The following is an 18,621-nucleotide window of genomic DNA, read 5'->3' as shown; positions in this document are numbered from 1 at the left end:
TCAAATTAAAAGTCCAAATATAAGCCAATTATATTTGCTTTATCAACAGGAAATCCCTTAATTTTTGTTAAATCCTCAACATTATTAATATTTCCCCGCATGCTTCTATAAGTCACAATTTCTTTTGCCAAAGCATATCTGAAATAATAAAACTGGGAAAGCTCTTTTAAAGAAGCATTATTAATATCTATTTTCTTAAAATTCGGAAGTACTGAAACTTTAAAATGAGTATTCAAATTCTCAATCACTTCGGGCGATAATCCCCAAACATCTTTCATTTGTTCCATGGAAACAAATCCGCCTAAACTTTCTTTTTGTTTTAAAATTCGCAAAGAAATTGCCTCGCCTATTCCGTAAATTTTTATCAAATCCTCCTTGGTTGCCTGATTGATATCGATTAAAACAATTTTTTCTTTTTTGGCGAAAGCCTGATTTGGATATTTTTTAAATTCTTTATCTTGTTTCTTATTATTTACCCAATCAGGAAATTTAAAATAGGGCGCTATTACATTTAACAACGAATCCGAAACTTTAGTCACGTCTTGAAACTCTTTAGAGGAATTAACATACTTATTTTCCTTTCTAAAAGCGAACAAGCGGTCAATTTCCTCTACTGACATTCCTAACTTATATCCTTTATAATCGGTTATAAAATTGGGATTAAAAAGATACACTTTTGGCAACTCTTTTTCGGATTCCGTTTTCATGGAATCAATTTCAGATTGAAGGGAAAGCCATTTTTGTTTATCAGGATATTCTTTTATCACTGCATTAAAGTCAACAAAAAAATAAATGAACTGCAAAACAATAATGATTGCAAATAACAAAAACACACCCGTACGCTGATCTCGTGTGAACTTAAAATAAGTGTGAATCGTTTTAAAACTCATTTGACAATTCGGGGTTAGTAAATTTACATAAGAATCCTAAAATTATAAATTAAAATCAAGATGTATCCCTTTCTAAAGAAAAACATTCGAAAGAAGCAAAAATTATGTCAAAAACAAAGCAACATATCTATTAGACACACTCCAAAAAAGTTTTTCCATAGATTAAACCCTAATAAAAACAATTAAATTAATTTTTTAGAACTTAAATTTCAATTATTATTTTTATTTTTTATAAAAAACTATACATTTGGAGCTTAATAACAAACAAAACCATATAACCCATGTCAATTTGGAAAACTAAACCACTGTCGGTACTGCTAAATGAAGCATCAGAATCCGAAAAAGGATTAAAAAGGACTTTGTCTTCACGTTCATTAGTAGCACTTGGAGTTGGAGCAATTATTGGAGCAGGATTATTCTCATTAACAGGTATTGCTGCTGCAGAGCATGCCGGTCCAGCAGTTACACTTTCATTTATTTTAGCCGCCGTAGGATGTGCTTTTGCAGGACTTTGCTACGCTGAGTTCGCATCAATGATCCCCGTAGCAGGTAGTGCTTATACGTACTCTTATGCCACTATGGGAGAATTTATGGCTTGGATTATCGGTTGGGATTTAGTTCTTGAATACGCATTAGGAGCCGCTACAGTAGGTGTAAGTTGGTCTCGCTATTTACTCGAATTATTAAACAAATACGGAATACATCTTCCCCACGATTTAATATGTTCTCCCTGGGAAACATTAAAATTAAGCGACGGAACAATTATAGAAGGCGGAATCATAAATCTTCCTGCTATTTTTATCGTTTCGATGCTATCTTTATTACTGATAAGAGGAACTAAAGAATCTGCATCTATAAACAACTTTCTAGTTGTTGTAAAAGTAATAGTAGTTATTATGTTTATTGTTTTAGGCTGGAGCTTTATTGACACGGCAAACTACACACCATACATCCCTGAAAACACAGGAGTATTTGGAGAATTTGGATGGTCAGGAATCGCAGCTGGAGCAGGAACTGTATTCTTCGCTTTTATTGGTTTTGACGCTGTTTCTACAGCAGCTCAAGAAGCAAAAAACCCACAAAAAGGGATGCCAATTGGTATTTTAGGATCATTGGTTATTTGTACCATATTATACGTATTGTTTGCACACGTAATGACTGGACTTGTTCCTTATAATGAATTTGCAGGCGATGCTAAACCAGCAGCAACAGCATTTGCAAGAACTGGATATACATTTTTACAAACTGGGTTAATCGTAGCTATTTTAGCAGGTTATACTTCGGTAATGCTTGTGATGCTAATGGGACAAAGTCGTGTTTTCTACACGATGAGTAAAGATGGTTTATTGCCTTCTTTCTTTAGTGATATTCACGCAAAATTCAGAACACCATGGAAAACAAATCTTTTCTTCATGGTATTCGTGAGTCTTTTTGCAGGTTTTGTACCCGTAAGTGATTTAGGTCATATGGTAAGTATTGGAACATTATTAGCATTTGTTTTAGTATGTATCGGAGTTTTGGTAATGCGTAAAAAAATGCCAGATGCACCAAGATCTTTCCGCACGCCTTTAGTGCCTTTTGTACCAATTGCAGGAATTCTGATCTGTTTAGCCTTGATGTATTCATTGCCAAATGAAAGCTGGGCAAGACTTGTAGTATGGATGGCATTAGGTGTTGTTATCTATTTTGTCTATGGAAAGAAAAATAGTAAATTAAACAATCCAGATAAATAAAATTTCATCATAAATGAAAAAAAGGGATTATAAAGTTTAAATACTTTATAATCCCTTTTTTTCATTTATAGCTATTTACAAATCAAAAACCGAGGTGCGTTTGGCCCGAATTAAATCCTTCAAACGAATCCAAAAAGCCAATGTGAGATAAACCGCAAACCACAATCCTACAGTAACAAAAGACAAATAGATAAAAAACAATCGTACACTGCTGGCACGCATTCCTAAAGTATCAGCTAAACGAGAAGAAACATGGAAACCGTGTTTTTCAAAAAAAAACTTAAGCTTAATTATTACTGACATCTTATGAGTTATGAGTTATGAGCAAAATTACAAAATTATCCTATTGACTCATTTTCTAATTCACTAATTATTTTTAAGCAACTCCATGCCTATAACACATTCTAAACACTTACTTTTATTACAATACTCATTCTTGAGTTGCAACAAAGATTGTGTTTCAAAAGCACTTTTTGACTGTATTCCAAAAGAAGTGAATTTTTCTATGATGCCATTTTTCTCTGCAGCAACTTCATTTAACAAACGGATTAAATCCTCCGAAATTTCTTTTCCTTGACTTTTTGCAAAAGCAAATTGAATCGGAATTATGGTGTTTACTACAATTAAATCAATGAAAGATTTAGAGAGCGTTTTCTTTTTTTTCGGACTTTCTTTATCAAATTGATAATGGTTTTGCCAATACTCAGAAGCTGTAATTTGAAATAATTCGTAACTGCTTTTTAATGAATTCAAGCTACTTATTTTGGAGAATAAGTTCTGCTGACTGTGGTATAAATTAGCTAGCTGCGAAAGCCTTATCGTTGGGAAATTATCGGGGCGATGCTTGAAAAACTGTACCGGTTCTATACAAATTTTCTCTATTTGATACTTATGCAACAAATAGAAATACCTAAATTTTAAATCCTTGAAATAGTTATCTTCTTTTTCAGAATCCAATAATCCAGCAGCTCCAAAAATCAAAGCTTCCAGATTTTCGACTTCAAAACTTTCCTTTCTAATTATTGAAAAAGGAATAGATTGCGCGATTTTATAAAAGATTTCTCCGTTTGTGTTTAAACCAAAATTTTTAGCCAACAAACAGAACAAAACTCCTTCCCAATCTTGATTGGTTTGTTCCAATAAATCAAATATAGGTTGCGATTTTCTTTCCAACCGTTCAAAAAACAAACGCTCTTGCCAGTTCCGCAATGTAAATACATCAACTTCTTTCAACTGTTTTTCGCAAAAAATCCATGATTTTGGGGCCATTAAAGACTGGTAGTTTTCTACAGTCGCTTTTTCAACGTATTTTTTTAATTCTAAAACTGGAACTTCAGAATTGTCACTTCTAAAAACCGCTATATCATGTTCCCAAACCACGTGCAAAATTACATTTTCATACCCTTTATCTTTTTCGTGATGATGTACGTACCAATCCGAAGATTTAAGGTGAATTTCAACGTTGCCAGCCCATTTTTGAGCACCGATAACGATCTGAGCATTAAAAAAATCAGGACCTGCCAATTCAAGATATTGACCTACATTGACAATTGTGATTTCCTCATTGTGGACCGTTTTTAAATTCAAAGTATCAAACTTCTTGAACTTCCAGAGGTAATGGAGGAAATCTTCTTTCATTTTTTTAAATTTCAAGATAAGATACTAAAGTAATGAAAATTATTACACCGAAACACATCGAGATAATCTAAAAAAATATCCTCAGACAATCCTCCTAAATTTTTTATATTTGTCTTCCTAACTCCACTACTATGAAAAACCACTTCATTTTATTCTTTGTTTTTTGTTTTGTCTTTTCAACTCTGGCTCAAAAAAATATCAAATCAATAAAAATAACTTATGTCAAAAGTTCAAACGGTACCCTTATTGAGAACCAAGACCCCATTTTGGTTTTTACTTCCGAGAAAACAAATTTGATCACTTCTGAAAAAATAATACTAAAAAAAGCCGATTTCCCTATTGAACAAACTTTTGTGGATTTTAACTCAAAATCCATTTCACAATTTGCACAATTTAAAAATGGAAATTCGATTCTAACCATTGATAGCTTAGCCTTAGGAAAACAAAAGTTTGAATTTAGTGATGAAACCAAAAAAATACTCGGTTACACCTGTAAAAAAGCAAAAACCACCATTAACTCCAACTCTATTGAATTATGGTATACTAATGAATTAAATTTAAAAGGGGCACCGAGTGTCTTGGGACAAAATTTAGGTTTGGTTCTTGAAATGGTTCGCAATGGAAATTCTAAAGTTACAGCCAGCAAAATAGAACTATTAAAAACTATTCCAACTCTCTTGACATTGCCAAATCCATTCCCTAAAATAGTTGACCAATTAACGTACAAGGATTTAATCTGGAAAAGCCGATTTACCAATATTGCTATTTTTGAGAAAGAAATCATCAACTTTTCGGAGGCATCCCGATCAAATGACAGCATCTTGCGATTTGCCAACGGAACCATAATTCTCAAAAAAGTAAAAATTCCAGGAATCAAAAAAGGAAATCGAATTTTTGTCGATGTAACGGAACAATCAAACGGAGACGCTTACGACAGAACCGGTTCCGTATTTTTAATTCCTACTGACAAAAACATTTCGTTTCTTGATGGCTTGAAAAATGGAGTAAAAGTATTGCCTGTTTACGAAAATGGAAATGGCGAAAAATATCAAGGTGTGATTCGAACAGAAAATTACGCTCCACTTTTAGAATTGATGCGCTTTTTCACCCCTTTTGGCGTAAAGCAATTCAATACGCTTCAATTGAAGAATAAAGTGTGGCAAGACAGCGTTTATTACCGTCAGGATATTTCAGAAATGCTTCCTGCCTTGAGCAATAAAGAAGTTTGGATTGGGATGAATATTGGGAACTACGACAACGGCGGACACAAAGCCAGCCTAAATATTTCTATACATCCAGAAGAAGAAAGCAAACCTCAGAATACGTGGTTGCTGCCTATTTTCAACACCAATAATGTTATGGAAATGGCGGGTCAACAATATGCAACTATGTTTAGTAACGAGAAAGGATTGGAAGTAACTTTTGATGTTCCGGAAGGGTTCAAGAATTTCAAGTTACGATACATTGCCACTGGTCACGGCGGCTGGGAAAATGGAGATGAATTTGTAGCAAAGAAAAACACCATACTCGTTGATAAAAAAGAAGTTTTTGCGTTTACGCCCTGGCGAACGGATTGCGGTTCCTACCGATTGAGCAATCCAGCATCTGGAAATTTCAGCGACGGATTATCCTCCTCTGATTTAAGTCGTTCCAACTGGTGCCCTGGAACAGTAACTAATCCAGTTTATATTGATTTAGGAAATCTTTCGGCCGGAAAACACACGATACAAATTAAAATCCCTCAAGGCAAATCAGAAGGATCCAGCTTTAGTTCTTGGAATGTTTCAGGTTGTTTGATAGGAGAATAAACAATGGAATTCGCACTTTAAAAAACAAAGAGATTGAGAGAATAAGAGTACTATTTAAGAGTAATTCGAAACAGGTAAATTATCTCAGTAAATACAATTTGGCACAAGCCCGAGCATCTGATAATGCTTCGTGATGGTTTAGCTGAATTTTCATTTCTCGACAACAGTCGCTTAATTTTGCTGGTTTCAATCCTTTGGCTTTATATATTTTTACGGTGCATTCCCAACGAGAAGCGATATTCAAATCGGCATAATCCAAACCATAAAGCGCCATTGATTTGGCCAGAACATTTCTGTCAAAGCTTTCGTTATGAGCTACAATTACTCTATTTTGAAGGCGTTTTTGTATTTCAGGATACACTTGTACAAATGATTTTGCATGCACCGTATCTCGCGGATATATCCCATGTACTTGAATGGTAAAGGGAGAATATACATTATTTGGAGGCTTGATTAAACTAACAAACTCATCTACAATTATTCCATTTTCTACGGTAACAATTCCCACAGAACACGGATGGAATGCAGTTGCGGTTTCAAAATCTATGGCGGTGAAGGTCATATTGTATGTTTGTTATAAATCTAAAAAGCCACAAATTTAACGAAATAAACTCGTCAAATTCATGGCTATAAAAATTTTAATATTTTGAATTATAAAATCTTACTTTATAGACCCAATAATATCATATTTGGTAATAATGTGGTGTCTCCCATTTCCTAAATCAACCAAAACGGCTTCATTTTCTTTGGTAAATAATTTGGAAACTTTTTCTATTGGCGTGCCTAATTTCACAATCGGATACGGTTTTCCCATGATTTCTCTAATAGGTCTTTCTGCTGAATTTTTGTCATGTACATAACTTTGGAATAAATCACTTTCATCAACAGAACCTACAAAACCTGTAACATCAATCACCGGAATTTGAGAAATTTTATATTTACGCATTCTTTCGATAGCGTGTGAAACTAATTCTTCCGTACGAACTACAATCAATGGTTTATCGATATGGTCTTTGATAACGTCTTCTGCTTTTGTGATTTCTTCGTCCAGAAAACCGCGTTCGCGCATCCAATCGTCATTGTACATTTTACCTACATAACGACTTCCAGAATCGTGAAATAATACCACAACAACATCTTCTGGCTTGAAATGTTCCTTGAGCTGCAACAATCCTTTTACGGCTGCACCTGCTGAATTCCCAACAAATATTCCTTCTTCAAGTGCTATTTTACGGGTATAAACGGCGGCGTCTTTATCAGTTACTTTTGTGAATCCGTCTATTAAAGAGAAATCAACATTTTTTGGCAATATGTCTTCACCGATTCCTTCTGTGATGTAGGAATAGATTTCATTTTCATCGAAAACACCTGTTTCATGGTATTTTTTAAATACAGAACCATAGGTGTCAATTCCCCAGATTTTGATGTTTGGATTTTTCTCTTTCAAATATTTTCCAACGCCTGAAATTGTTCCTCCAGTCCCAACACCAGAAACAAAATGTGTAATTTTGCCCCCCGTTTGCTCCCAAATTTCCGGACCCGTTTGCTCGTAATGTGCAATCGCATTTGATGGATTATCATATTGATTCACATACCAGGAATTAGGCGTTTCCTCCGCTAATCTTTTGGAAACTGAATAATACGAACGTGGATCTGTAGGCTCTACATCAGTCGGACAAACTACTACTTTTGCGCCTACTGCACGAAGGATGTCCATCTTTTCTTTGGACTGTTTATCTGAAATCACACAAATCAGCTTGTATCCTTTTATAATGGCTACTAATGCCAATCCCATTCCTGTATTCCCTGAAGTTCCTTCAATAATTGTTCCTCCGGGTTTTAACCTTCCGTCAGCTTCGGCATCTTCAATCATTTTTACGGCCATTCTATCCTTTACGGAATTGCCCGGATTGAAAGTTTCTACTTTGGCCAATACCAAAGCGTCAATACCGGCAACTACTTTATTCAGTTTTACTAATGGTGTATTGCCTATTGTGCCTAATATATTTTCTGCGTAGCGCATTTTATTATAAATTTTAGATTGTGATTTGTTGTAATTCTGATGCAAAGATAGTATTTTGTTATAAAATATTCTTGTTTACACTATTTTGCGTTCGTGATAAAAGCGGCATCCTTTACTTGCTTCCTTTAAGCAAGTAAAGATATAGCGGATAGCACGATAAAACGCCCAAGAAAAGAGCATTGAAAAGCTATACTATTTGTCGCAAATTAATTAAAGAAGTTCCAAATTAATCCGAATCGAATCGTGAAATCACGTGATGGGTTATTTGGTGAGGCATAGAAATTATTACCCGTAAGAGAAGAGTTGAAATGCTCTGCTTTGAAATAAATTCGAGTTCTTTGGATTTTTGCGTTTATAAAAAAATCAAAGTTTGGATGGTTTCCAATTTGTTTTTCGTTTTGGACAAAAAACTCTCCAATAACCGGATTGTAATCGCTTGCGTAATAACTCGTAAAATAATTCAGCACAATTCCTGTTTGCAAAAACAAAGCACGTTTGAATAAATAATTGGAATAATAAAACGTATTTCTTGTGACAATTTCCGGAACATTTAAAATTGCATCTTGCTGATCCACTTTTTGATATAGAATGGTGTTGTCTAAAGCAAAATTTCCGAATTTGAATTCTTTGCTCGCTTTAACCGATAAATAATTTATGGTCTTCCCATATTGTGCAGGATTAATTATTTGTGTTTTATCTACTATTTGTGTATCTGTTGAAACATCAGCAAAGTACAAATGATCTTTTAAAACTGAAAATTGTAGTTCCGCATCAACCCAAGGCGTAATCGCATTAGCGCTAATTGAATTTATTTTTTCGTTCTTAAAATCATTTGACCAGTTGTATTGCACATAGCTACTCTGATGCAAATTATAATTATTATTTGGCAGTTTGTTTATATTTTGATATCGAAATGAGAATTGTGCTTCATCATTAAGATCATATTCTAATTTAGCATCCAGATTTGATAACGATTGTGCCGTTACAGCTCTTGAGTATAAAAATTTACCATTCCATTTATTTTGTCGGTATTCATATTGACCACCTACACTATTAATTTCCTGGCTGAATGAGCTAGGAATGGTTATATCATCAAAAATTAATATCTGATTGTAGTGATAATTCGATCTAAAATCATCCGCAAAAAATTGAAATTTTCCTAAAGTGGTATTCTCATAAACCAGTCCCACTTTATTGTACATTTTGTTATAACGGGTTTGATCATTTATTCCGCTGTCCAGGAATGAATCTCCAAAACGATATACTGTCTCAGTACCAACGATGGATGGAACTGTAGCCTGGTTGTATTCGAAAAATTTATTTTCATAATTGAACTGATGGGTCAAATACAGGTTATTATCTCCCTTTTTTGAATTTATTCTAAAATTATGATCCAAAAACACTCTTTTTCCTTTAAGAAATGATTTAGCATCCGAAAAATAAACTTCAAATCTTTGACGATTATTATAGTTTGGATCTTCACTTTCGAAATCACCAATAGTCGTTATCCCTCCATTTTCCTCATTCAAAATATCTTGAAAAGTATAATGTGCTTTTGCAAAATAGCGCTTATTCCTGGTATTATAGCTAGTGGTAAACCTAAAATTACCGGTACTGGATAATTGATTTATATATTCACCCTCTGAACGCAACCCTTTGTATGCAATAGAAAAATTAAGGTTTTCAGAAGTATTCAAGGTTATAAAAGCATCTACGGACTGTCCTTTTCTTACGGTGGTTTTAAAATACAATTCGGTTACAGGAGTAGCAACAGAGCTGTATCGTATTTGGTTAGCCTCTAAAAAATTGAAATGTTTTGCTTTAAAACCAAATTCCGGATACGGAGAAAAATCGGTTAAACTATACTGTAACGTATTGTACGTTTGTCCATCATTTGCAAAAGGTAAAAGTCCGAAAATATCTTTTCGCAAATAGTTGTGACTGTATTCTTTTTGAATGGTTAGCGAAGTATCAATGTAAGTGGTATCGTTATCGATCGTGATAAAACGATACATATCAATGGTAGCAATTTTTTCATTTTTCTTTTTAATAGAATCTGAGCTATTGTACTTACTATTAAAATCTAAATTTTTATTCGCTTTTTCTTGAGAAAACAATAGCGTTGGGAATGCTAAAAAAAATAAAAAAAAGAGAATTCTCATTTGGGAGGATATATGATTAGGTAATTATTTTACAAAAGTAATCAGGCAAAGATAGATGATAAAAGCCTATAAATAAAAAAACAGCTATAAGAAAAAATTATTACAGCTGTTTGAATAATCATAACAAGAAGACACATTTACAAAGATTAACATCTAAAATGTTATTTTACCTTATTTAATGACAACATTGTTGATAAATTTAATACCCCGGATTTTGTTGTGATCTTAGCGTTGGATTAGAATCTAATTCTAATTGTGATATAGTCCATAAAAACTTAAAGTCCATCGACTCCTGAACAGTGAAGAAAATATAGAACAACGAAAACAGTTTCACCACATAGTAGAACAACTTTTTACAAAAAAAGGATTCCGACGCTTCATGTAAACAATAGCATTAAAAGGTAGTTTATTGGCAGTCACAGAAAATATTTAAAAAAAGTGGGCTAAAAAGACTCGTTTTACCTATTTTTCAAAATCAACTCTCTTAGAATTGAATGGTATTTAAAATTCATTAAAAAACAAATGAAAATCATCTAAAACAAAAAGGCCGTCTCAAATTTAAATTTGAGACAGCCTAATTTAATAATTGTTGTTTACTCTTTTTTTAATCCTGCATATTTTTGGAACTAAAAAAATAATACCCTTTTTATGGTCTGGTATCCCAAAAAACTTTGACATTCATACCAGATTTCTGCGTTGCATTTTCAGGATTTAAATCAATCTCTGATTGAGGGTACAATAGTGATCTAGGAAAAAATGGTATAACTGCATTAGCCGGTAAAGTTAAAGTAGGATACCCCGTTCTTCTAAAATCAGTCCATGGTTCTACAACAACACCGTAATTAGCAATGTATTTTTCGTTTATTATTTGTTCTAACTGTTGTACAGTAGTACCAGTTAATGTACCATTTGCTGCTAAATAAGCAGTAATATCTGCTGACGCTACACCTGCACTTTCCATAGAAGCCCTTATACCTGCTTGGAAAAATGTTTGCGCGCTACCAGGAGATGCGAATCTCAAAGCCGCCTCAGCTCTAATAAAGTTATACTCTGCAAATGTTAACATTCTAATAGGCGCTGCTCCACTATATACTGCACCGGTAATTGCTCCTCTTAAATAAGTGTGAAATTTAGAATAGTTACCTGGCCCTGCCGGCGCTCCAGAAACTGCTCCAACATATAAACCAGAACCTGCGGGCAATTGCGTAAAATAAAATTGTCTTCTAGGATCTGTTTTAGCATTCATCAAATTCACAATTTTTGCATTAACCACTAAATTACCAAGTCTAAGATTTTCAAATTGGTCAATTGGGTTTCTAGCATTAGCAGCATCAACGAAATTCATCTGAAAGCTATCTAAGTTACCGGTCATTAAAGGCGCTCCAGAATTAATCAATGCATCCATTCTAGATTTTGCAAAAGCAGCATCCTTTTCACTATAATGTAGAAATATTCTCAGTTTTAATGTATTTGCAAATCTAACCCAGTTGTTTCTAACAGCTGAAAAAGCCCCCGGATAAATTGTACTGTTAGTCCCTGGTGAAATCGCAGATGTTGGCGCATTGACCTCAGCGATACCTTCGTCTAATAATTTTATTAATTCTGTATAAATAAGTTCGTCAGAATCATACTTAGGCTTAACATTGGCAGCTAACTTTTGGGTTTCCGAGTAAGGAATACTACCCCAAGTATCTACAGCAAGTTGATAAGTATAGGCCTTTAAAATTTTGGCGACACCTGAATAGTGCGGACTATTAGTAGCGGTTGCACCAACTATTACATTCTCTGCATCATTTAAGACAGTAGCATAAATACTAGACCATACATTGTTTAAATCTGTACCAACAATTTGAAACTGTTCGAAAAATTGAGTCTGGGTTGTTGCACCAACAGTTTGTCCTGAATACTGCTGCATGATCAAAGAAGAATAGCGATTTAAATCGCTACCAGCTAAAAAACCAACGTTCACAGTCAGAGATGTTAACTGCTGATTAATTGGAGCAGCTTTTATACTGCTTGGATCATCGTTGGTATCACCAAATTCACATCCAGTCACTACGAAAGCAACTAAGAATAGTACCGATACTATTTTATTTTTTATGTTTTTCATATTTAAAATTATTACTAAAGTACTACTTTAAGATTAAAACCAATTGTTCTTGTATTTGGTAAAGAATTAAACTCTAAACCTTGTGCATTACTAACCCCTAACGCATTTTGTTCTGGGTCAAAATGTGGGTAATTAGGTGCGTGCAAGAATAAATTCCTTCCAAAAACTCCAACCTCAAATCCCTTAATTCCAGTATTAGTTAATAAACTAGAGGATAGTTTGTACGAAAAGGACATTTCTCTAACTCTAAACCATGAAGTGTCATATATAAATCCTTCTGCAGCAATATACTTTCCTTGATTACCATAATAAGATTGAGCATTTACGTTTATAGTGTTTGGCTGACCTGCATTTGGTCCTGAGGCATAAACACCTTCATAAAGATATGGAGTATTAGGAGTAACATTATCGGCTGCAAATCTTGGAAATTCAGCTGTCTCTACCGCCACACCGTTTCTTTGTACGTCAGCTATATTCCTTGAATACTGATCTCCACCTTCACGAATATCAAGTAAAACGAACAAACTAAAGTTTTTGTAAGTAAAAGTATTAGTTATACCCATTGTGAAATCAGGATTTGGATTCCCTATTTTTTGCACATCCAGCGTTTGCAATGGCAAACCGGTTGCAGGATTAATTAACATTTGCCCAGCAGCGTTACGTTGATATTTAGATCCATAAATTTGACCGTATTCATCTCCCGCAACTAAGCGAATATTAGGAGTTGTAAAACCACCTAAGAATATGTTAGTTACCCCTGGAGCCAATTCATCAACCGTAGATACATACTGAGTATAATTTGCTCCTAAATCCCATGAAAAATTTTGGGTTTTGATTGGTGTCCCTGATACTGCAATTTCCACCCCTTTTGTAGAAAGCTTTCCTGCATTCCTATAAGCGTTTGTAACTCCTGAAGCCGCTGATACAGGTACTTGTAAAATTACACTACGAGTTTTACGTTCGTAATAGGTAGCATCAATATTTAATCGATTATTAAAAAATGCCATTTCAGTTCCAAAAGCAACCTCCTTCGTAAACTCTGGCGTAAGTGCTGCATTACCCGCTAAATCAGATTGACTAAACCCAGCATTTCCATTAAAAGGAAAAATAATTTGTGGACCAAAACCATCACTAGCAAGAGCTTGATTGAAGTAAGTACTAGTTGCATAAGCAGGAGCACCTTTTCCTACTTCACCTGCACTTGCTCTAAACTTTATTAAATTGATTTTACCATCAAGTTTAATACCGGGAAACGCTTCTGTTAATACAAAACTTCCAGACACTGCCGGATAGAAAATAGAATTGTTCTCTGGAGCTAACGTAGAGGACCAGTCATTTCTTGCCTTAACATTTACGGATAAAAAATTCTTATATTCCAAAGACACATCTGCAAAAACTCCAAATAGTTTTGTATTTTCCTTAGCAGAAGAAGGAGCAAACGTCGTAGCATTAGATAAATTAGCAAAACCAGGCACTACTAAATTAAGACCTGTAACCTGAGAAGCGGAGCTGTAGTTATTATTAAACTCATTTCCAAATGATCCAGACACTGTAAAATTATTAAACTTTTTACTAGCGTTCAATGTAAAATATTGGTTTAAGTTATGAACGTTTAAAGCATTCTCAACTAAACCACCAATATTTGTTGAACCTACTACAAAACCCTGACCTCTGTTTCCAATCTGGTCAAAACCAGCACTGTTCACATTATAAAAATCTGTACCGATTCTAAAGTCAGCATTCAACCATGAAGTAAAATCGTACTTACCGTTAAAATTAGCCAATATTCTATTTACCTTATCATTGTACAGGTTGTTTTTAATAGTCCAATACGGGTTGTCCTCACCACCAGCATACAACTGTTGACCTGTAGCATTTTCAAATGGCAAACCACTTAAATTGTAAGATCTTGGAGTGAAATATCCTCTAAAAAGTGGGTTAGACAGGTTGTTCCCTTGTAAAGTTCTTTGTGAACTTGTATTTGTATAAGTAATATTGGCTCCTACGTTCAACTTTTCGGACATTTGAGTGTTTCCTGAAAAAGTTATGTTAGTTCGAGATAAATTGTTATTGTCTATAACATACGTTTCTTTTGTATTACCAAGCGCAAGTCTAAAACTAGACTTTTCAGAACCTCCAGTAAAACTTAAGTTATTTTGAGCGTTATAAGAAGTTTTAAAAATATCTTTAACATTATTTTTATAAGCTTGCAATACTTCAGGTTGACCATACGCGTTTGTAATTGTTTGACCCATAATCTTAGGCCCCCATGAAGTTGATACCATAAGGCCTGTGGAATTTGATCTATTAGGCACTAAAGCAGAACCAATTTGAGCAGGTGTTAACGTACCGTTTAAACCTTGCGCATATTCATTTTGATAATCCGGTAAACGATTTACATTTCCTATATTGTAACTTGAGTCAAAAGTAATTGATGATTTCTCTCCTTTTTTACCTTTTTTAGTAGTAATTAAAATAACACCAGATGCACCTCTAGATCCATAAAGAACTGTTGAAGCAGCATCTTTTAAAACAGTTACGCTTTCGATGTCCTCAGGATTAATATCGATAGCACGATTTGATCGCGATGCTCCTCTTTGTAATGGAGTATTTCCACCACTATTGTCAATAGGCACCCCATCCACAACAAACAAAGGTTGGTTACTTCCAGTAAAAGTAGTAAGCCCTCTTATTATTATACTAGAACCCGTAAAAGCTCCTCCTGATCCGGTTACGCGTACACCAGCAACCTTACCTACAAGTTGATTGGTTACGTTTGTAGCTTTTGCGGCAGTAAGTTCTTTTGCTTGGATTTTTGGTGTAGAATAACCCAGAGATTTTTTATCTCTTTTTATTCCAAATGATGTCACTACAACCTCTTCTAAGGTATTATCCGCTTGCGCCATTTTAATGTTAACTGTCGATGAAGCTCCAACATTTGCTGTAATCTCTTTCATCCCTATAAAAGAAAACACTAAAACATCACCAGCTTTAGCTTTGATAGAATATCTTCCGTCAAAACCAGTTTGAGTACTGTTTTTTGTGCCTTTAACCACAATATTCGCCCCCGGAACTGGTCCAGTGGCATCCGTAACAACACCAGTAACGGTTTTCTCTTGTGCGAAAGAAAACTGCATAGATAACGCTAACAATAGCGTAAAAATCCATTTGAATTTTAATCTCATATTAAATTAGTTTGAATTAGTTATTCCGCAAAAATCTTAAAAAAAACTTAAAAAACAACATTAATAACAAAAAATATATTTTATTTTTATTAACATTTTTGCCTAAAGAAAGAACATTCCTATATAATTTAAACATTACACACAATAATACACAAATATTTATGTCTAAAATTATTCTTTTGTCAAAGTTAATTTAATATTAACAAATCTTTTTTTTAACACCAAATTTAGAAACAGGAACTAACAAAACGAAACGTGGCCGCCTTGCCGGATCTGTCGAAGCTGCTGCTGTAATACTTCCATTTGATTTTCAAAATGACATATTAAATGAAAGTAAAACAATTGTCAGAAAAGTCAGAGAAAAATTAAGACCTAATTATAGAACAGCAGCTATTTCATTTGCAGTAACCCTTCTTGAGCCTTTAACAATTGATGAAATTAATATCCTAGGATACATCTAGAAAAGCGATGCAGGAAAGTATTCTAAAACTAAACCCTAGACTAGAATCTATTTATTGCAAAAAAAAACAGTCCGTTAATTTCTAAAGGCTGAATTAAAAACCGAGATGGAAAGATATTTACTGCTACCGAAATTGAAATCCTAAATTCGATTCCGAATGCCAGTATCATAAAGGGAGATTCAAAATATATGAGTATTACAGCTTCGGTATCGACTAAAACCTATCGGGATGAGTATATGAATCGCATTGATAAAGAATTTTCAATATGCAATTGAAAACAAAACAAAGGTTATTATTTTGCATATCGAGCCATCAGGTTATGAAAGATACCCAATCTGATAAAAATATTTTAAAGCACAGGAAAACAAAAGAATAGACATTAATCACACTCTTAAAAAAACTTAAAATCAAAATAATATAAAATTCAGGAAGTGGATAAGGAAAGAAAACTTATAGTGATAAGGTGCATCGAACCTGAACCCGTTTTTCGAAACATTAAACAAAATAAGTAATTTAAGAATTTACGCTCACAAAAATAAAAAAAGAGGATTCTCATTTGAAAAAAGATACAACTACGTAATTACTTTTGCAATTGTAATTAAGCAAAGGTAAATGACAAAAGATATAAATAAAAAAAACATCTAGTTAACACTGGATGTTTTTAATTTAAAATTTAAAATAATTAAAAAAGTAAAAAATTATTTTTTTACAAATTTCAAATCAATAACTTTTTCAACCCCTACAAACTTAATAAAATACAATCCTGATAACAAGTCGGAAACTTTTATACTGTTTTTTTGTAAATAGTTAACTTTATTTATTTGCTTACCCAACACATCATAGATTTCTATTGTAATTGGAGTAAAATTTTGAGGTAATTCAAAAAACAATACATCTTGAGTAGGATTAGGATACAATTTAATAGCATCATTCATTTCAAAGTCAGAAGAAGCTAATGTTAATCCAGTTTGACCATTGACTATTAAAGAAAAATTTTGACTTCCACTCAAAAGAGTCCCTTTATGACTGACCTGAATAGTATAAGTACCCGGTTCAGCATTTTCTATAAAAATTTTTTCAATATTATCAACATCATTATCGGAATTATTAGTAGCTTGTTCTTGAGGTTTTGTTACATCTAACTTCCAAGGATAATAAACAACATTATCTTTAATAACTTTCAAATCTAGATTATTTACTAACACAGATGTTCTACTATCCTCTATCCCAGAAGAAACAATTGTACCAACAGGATCAGTCCAAGCAATAGATATTGATAAAGGTTGTGAAGTATTCAGGGTTATCAATTTAGAAAACAAGGTATTCTCAACTAAATTTTCTTCTTTAATAACTGATTTACTACCATTATTAGAAATTAACAATGCAGCTTCCTTACCATTTGCCAAACCCCAGCCATATTCGTAATCAGGACCATTATAATATCCTGTTTCACTTGCAGTATGACAAATTAACCCCTTCACTGTAGCCGCTTTCATAAAAACACCATTCAAATTCTTATAGTGTTCCTGTAATAACAAAATTAATCCTGTAATTGCAGGTGCCGCCATTGAAGTTCCATTATAGGTACCATCATATGATAAATCTGAAGTCGATGTTGTAGAATATACTCCAACACCTTTGGCAACAATATCTGGCTTTATCCTTCCGTCATCTGTAGGTCCATAATTACTAAAACTAGAAATTGCAACACTTGAAGGTCCTGTATAATTATCTACATAATTCACAGCGCCAACTACTAAACAGTTTTTTGATAAAGTAGAGCCAGTAAGCAAATCAAATCCATTTTTTGCCACTATTTGCGGGTGAATTGAATTTCTAGAATTCCCTGCCGCCACAACTATTTGATAATAAGGAAATACATCGGAAATCATATCATAATCCGCAGAAGTTTGATCATATGCGCCAAAACGCCAATTTGCAAGCCCTCCTAAAGTGTAACCATAAGAGTGATTTGAAACTAAAAATCCTTCAGAACCAAACGCAGCCATTTCTGATATATCAGAATCCCAATAAAAAGTTTTAGCAGTACCTTTATATGCAATCCCTTTAGACTTAGAATCAATACCTGCACTAATAATAGTTCCAGAAACATGTGAAGCATGAGAACTTAAAGTGGCATAATTATCGCCTAATACAATTCTATCATTATTAAACTCTTGATGAGTCGATCTAACTTTTCCACTATCCCAAACTCCTGCAGTAATTCCTAAACCGGATAAATTTAAACCAAGTTCACCATTAGTATATAGTGAATTTGCATTAATTGTGATTCCAGATTCAGCATTATCAGTAGTAAAATAAATGGGCATTCCATCATATATCCTTTGCAAGGATCTTTTCTCAGAATCCACAATTAGTTTATTAGATTTATAAGCATTAATTAAATTTTTTTGAAATTTAAAATCACTGTTAAATCTATCTTTCAATTTAACTATTTTCTTTTCATCATAGGTAGACTTAATTTTTTCTCTTTCAACGTTAGTCTGACTGAAAGAAATCTGAAAAGCAAAAAGCATAAAAAATATTTTCTTCATAAAAAATTAATTAAAAAAAACCTTCTACAATCTAACAAGATTGAAGAAGGTTTAAA

General features: G+C 33.5%; 11 protein-coding genes. 2 read left to right on the top strand and 9 right to left on the bottom strand.

Annotation, left to right across the window (positions count from 1 at the left end):
• Window positions 1-5 precede the first annotated feature (5 nt).
• Window positions 6-890 (bottom strand): ComEA family DNA-binding protein, encoded by an 885-nt coding sequence (locus tag ACNQGX_RS02495; protein WP_417973727.1) that lies wholly within the window; start codon window positions 888-890, stop codon window positions 6-8.
• 281 nt (window positions 891-1,171) lie between these two features.
• Between ACNQGX_RS02495 and ACNQGX_RS02490 the strand changes: the two genes are divergently transcribed.
• Window positions 1,172-2,623: an amino acid permease gene (locus ACNQGX_RS02490; RefSeq protein WP_131916711.1), complete on the top strand. Its 1,452-nt coding sequence runs from the start codon at window positions 1,172-1,174 to the stop codon at window positions 2,621-2,623.
• A 75-nt stretch (window positions 2,624-2,698) separates the two neighbouring features.
• Here ACNQGX_RS02490 and ACNQGX_RS02485 read toward each other — a convergent pair whose 3' ends face one another.
• Window positions 2,699-2,926, bottom strand: a complete 228-nt coding sequence (locus ACNQGX_RS02485) for a PspC domain-containing protein (protein ID WP_131916712.1) — start codon at window positions 2,924-2,926, stop codon at window positions 2,699-2,701.
• A 63-nt stretch (window positions 2,927-2,989) separates the two neighbouring features.
• On the bottom strand, window positions 2,990-4,261 hold the full coding sequence (locus tag ACNQGX_RS02480) for a DUF2851 family protein (RefSeq protein WP_417973725.1): 1,272 nt from the start codon (window positions 4,259-4,261) through the stop codon (window positions 2,990-2,992).
• A gap of 131 nt (window positions 4,262-4,392) precedes the next feature.
• On the opposite strand from ACNQGX_RS02480, the gene ACNQGX_RS02475 reads away from it, so the two are divergent.
• Entirely contained in the window at window positions 4,393-6,069 is a 1,677-nt protein-coding gene (locus tag ACNQGX_RS02475; RefSeq protein ID WP_417973723.1) for a GLPGLI family protein, read from the top strand.
• Window positions 6,070-6,148: 79 nt separating this feature from the next.
• On the opposite strand, the gene ACNQGX_RS02470 is transcribed toward ACNQGX_RS02475, so the two are convergent.
• The 6 genes from ACNQGX_RS02470 to ACNQGX_RS02445 form a co-directional block, all read right to left on the bottom strand.
• Window positions 6,149-6,631 carry a 3'-5' exonuclease gene (locus tag ACNQGX_RS02470; RefSeq protein ID WP_417973721.1) on the bottom strand — a complete coding sequence of 161 codons (483 nt, stop codon included), beginning with the start codon at window positions 6,629-6,631 and terminating at the stop codon, window positions 6,149-6,151.
• Between the two features lie 99 nt (window positions 6,632-6,730).
• Window positions 6,731-8,092 carry a pyridoxal-phosphate dependent enzyme gene (locus ACNQGX_RS02465; RefSeq protein ID WP_417973719.1) on the bottom strand — a complete coding sequence of 454 codons (1,362 nt, stop codon included), beginning with the start codon at window positions 8,090-8,092 and terminating at the stop codon, window positions 6,731-6,733.
• Between the two features lie 206 nt (window positions 8,093-8,298).
• Window positions 8,299-10,254: a putative porin gene (locus ACNQGX_RS02460; protein WP_417973717.1), complete on the bottom strand. Its 1,956-nt coding sequence runs from the start codon at window positions 10,252-10,254 to the stop codon at window positions 8,299-8,301.
• 646 nt (window positions 10,255-10,900) lie between these two features.
• The gene (locus tag ACNQGX_RS02455; RefSeq protein ID WP_417973715.1) at window positions 10,901-12,364 is read right to left on the bottom strand and encodes a SusD/RagB family nutrient-binding outer membrane lipoprotein; all 1,464 of its coding nucleotides are present in this window, start codon (window positions 12,362-12,364) and stop codon (window positions 10,901-10,903) included.
• Between the two features lie 14 nt (window positions 12,365-12,378).
• The gene (locus ACNQGX_RS02450) at window positions 12,379-15,549 is read right to left on the bottom strand and encodes a SusC/RagA family TonB-linked outer membrane protein (protein ID WP_417973713.1); all 3,171 of its coding nucleotides are present in this window, start codon (window positions 15,547-15,549) and stop codon (window positions 12,379-12,381) included.
• A 1,159-nt stretch (window positions 15,550-16,708) separates the two neighbouring features.
• The gene (locus tag ACNQGX_RS02445; protein WP_417973711.1) at window positions 16,709-18,565 is read right to left on the bottom strand and encodes a S8 family serine peptidase; all 1,857 of its coding nucleotides are present in this window, start codon (window positions 18,563-18,565) and stop codon (window positions 16,709-16,711) included.
• Window positions 18,566-18,621 lie beyond the last annotated feature (56 nt).

The sequence above is a fragment of the Flavobacterium glycogeni genome (assembly GCF_048286775.1).
GTDB lineage: Bacteria > Bacteroidota > Bacteroidia > Flavobacteriales > Flavobacteriaceae > Flavobacterium.
This window is presented reverse-complemented; position numbering and strand designations above follow the sequence as displayed.